The following is a 2591-nucleotide window of genomic DNA, read 5'->3' on the forward strand; positions in this document are numbered from 1 at the left end:
TTCTGTTTGACTGTGTTTCTCTGTAGGATTGGTACAATTCGCTTTTAGCTATTCGATAAAGCCAGGAGCCGAATGGTACACCGCGGTCTTCATACTTCGACAAATTTTTAATCGCCTTGATAAAAACCTGAGAAGCAATGTCGTGCGCCTGCTCGGGATCTTCCATGCGTTGTTTCAAATAGCGAAGTATCGAATCATAATACTTGCGATACAAAGGTTCAAATCTTGCCGGATCTGCCTTTGCTTGCATCACCCATACTTGCTCCTCCTGGAGAAGTTCCGGTGACTGATGGAAATAGACATTAACTGCCATGGTATATTTGGATTTTGGGTTTGCATGTTTTTTTGCATTGGGTATAATTAAAGTAACGTGATATTTTTCAAATTATTATCAAATACAGAATAAAGGGGGCTTTTTTTAACAGTTTTTCGACGAATAACACAATTAGTTCTATCAACTAAGTAGATTTTTTAATCAGACTTACTCAAAAACCGGAAGGCTTGACTTTCCACACAATTTTATAAAATTGTGTGGAAAGTCAGTTTTCAGAGGGTTATAGCAGGAATTACAGCTATCCGAAAACCAAAATCAATACACCAACGAAGTGTCTGAAAGTGATCCAAGAAAAGATTCCAATTGACCAATTTCCACATCTGTCAATGAAAACGGTTTTATTATTGGAGATTTATTCGGAAAATTCTTTCCGCCTTTTGCATAATGACGAATTACTTCCCGCAGGGTTTTCATACTTCCGTCGTGCATATACGGCGCTGTAAGTGAGCTGTTCCGAAGACCTGGAACCTTGAATGTTCCCTTCTCCTGCTCTACTCCGTTGATCCGGTATCTTCCCTGGTCGGATCCGTAATCGGAATAAAGTCCGTTGCTGACAACCGAATAATTCGTGAAATCCGGGCCGGAATGACATTGAATGCAATACAATTTTTCGGAAAACAGTTTCCAACCGGCAACTTCATCCGCAGTCAGACTATTCTTGTTCCCGGCCTGATACTGATCAAAACGGCTGTTTCGACTGATCAGTGATCTTTCATAGGAACTGATTGCGCGGGTAATGACATAAGCATCCAATTCCCTGTTGAAAATGGATTTTGCCAGTTTTTGATATTTCTTGTCGCGGGAAAGTTTTTGGAGAATTTCTTTTACCGAACCCGCCATTTCCTGATGATCCTGCAGAGGAACCAAAACTTGTTCTTCCAACGTTTTGACTTCTCCGTCATACATATATCTGCTGAAATAAGCGCTGTTCAGAATACTCGGAGCATTTCTCATCGCCATTCGGCCGTTTACTCCAATACTTTTAGGCAAACCATCCGTGAACGCTTTTTCGGGTTGATGACACGTTGCACAGGAGACCTGGTTCCCGGCTGAAAGTCTGTTATCAAAAAAGAGTTTTTTACCGAAAGCAATTTTCTCTTCGGTGATCGGATTGTCTTTTGGGGATGGAATGGATGAAATCGTTGATTTCCGAGAATCAGAACACCTGATTCCAACCATTAAAACGGGAATCAGAATCAAAAAAACTTGCTTATCCAACATCATAGCTTCGGGTTTTCAAGTTACTATGATTTGAAGGAAAAAACTATTTTTTTCGAACGATGTACAGAATTTCTGTTTTAGCAAGTCGGAAACGGTCAATTTCCTCTTGAGAAATCGGATTTTTTTCAAACGCAATTTCCACTTCGAATCCGGCTTTTCTTAACCAATCCGGGTAATCCATTCCAAACAACCGTACGTGGTCTTTTTGCCAGAAATGTTTTTCGCGCTCTTCCGGAGAAGTAATGCTCCAATCTTCATAGGTTTCCGTACGATTAATATCTTGCGGAACCTGCATAATTCCCCACGCACCCGGTGCCATCACCCGATGTAATTCTTTCATGCATTTCAGCGCATCATCGACGTGTTCCATCACGTGATTACAGAACACCACATCAAAACGATTGTCTTCCAACGGAATTTGGTGTAGGTCAAAATGCAGATCGGCAATCGGGGAAAGTAGATCTCCGGTTAAGTATTCCAGGTTTTTCTGATTCTTGAATTTCTTATGGAAACACTGTTCCGGTGCAATGTGCAATACTTTCAATTTATCTGCAGAAAAGAAATTGCTTTCTCTTTTCAGGTACAACCACATCAAACGGTGGCGTTCCAGGGTCAAATCGTACGGACAAAGCACATTTTCCCTGTGCGAAACCTCTGAACCATAAGACAAAAACTTCTTAAATTTTCTTTCACAAACCGGGCATTCTACATTATTTCCTTTGTAAATAAGCGGAGCAAATACTTTAAAAACATAGCTCAAACGGATCAAAAGAGGACGCGGAAGTTTATTTAAAAGAAATTTATATAGTTTTTTCATGGAAGCAAATTTAATAATCTCAATCATCTAAGCCATGTGAAAGACAGAAAGTTTTCTTTTGTGTGAGACAAAAAGGTATCTTAAATCAAGATTGATGCTACTTCTCGTAACAGTGGTAATTCCGCAATATTACGTCCGGCTAAAATTTTATCAGCGAACAAAGCAAACCATTTAAGGCCGTTATTAATCAATGAAAACGAATCACAAATCCCAATAAAT

At 39.7% G+C, this 2591-nt stretch carries 3 protein-coding genes; all 3 read right to left on the reverse strand.

What is annotated here, in order from left to right; genetic code table 11:
- Positions 1 to 313 (reverse strand): sigma factor (locus Q1V93_RS13285; RefSeq protein WP_300665372.1); only part of this gene is annotated, 313 nt, incomplete at its 3' end.
- A 276-nt stretch (positions 314 to 589) separates the two neighbouring features.
- On the reverse strand, positions 590 to 1558 hold the full coding sequence (locus Q1V93_RS13290) for a cytochrome c peroxidase (RefSeq protein WP_300665373.1): 969 nt from the start codon (positions 1556 to 1558) through the stop codon (positions 590 to 592).
- 40 nt (positions 1559 to 1598) lie between these two features.
- Positions 1599 to 2372 (reverse strand): class I SAM-dependent methyltransferase, encoded by a 774-nt coding sequence (locus Q1V93_RS13295; protein WP_300665374.1) that lies wholly within the window; start codon positions 2370 to 2372, stop codon positions 1599 to 1601.
- Positions 2373 to 2591 lie beyond the last annotated feature (219 nt).

It is taken from the genome of Fluviicola sp., assembly GCF_030151805.1.
Classification (GTDB): domain Bacteria; phylum Bacteroidota; class Bacteroidia; order Flavobacteriales_D; family Crocinitomicaceae; genus Fluviicola.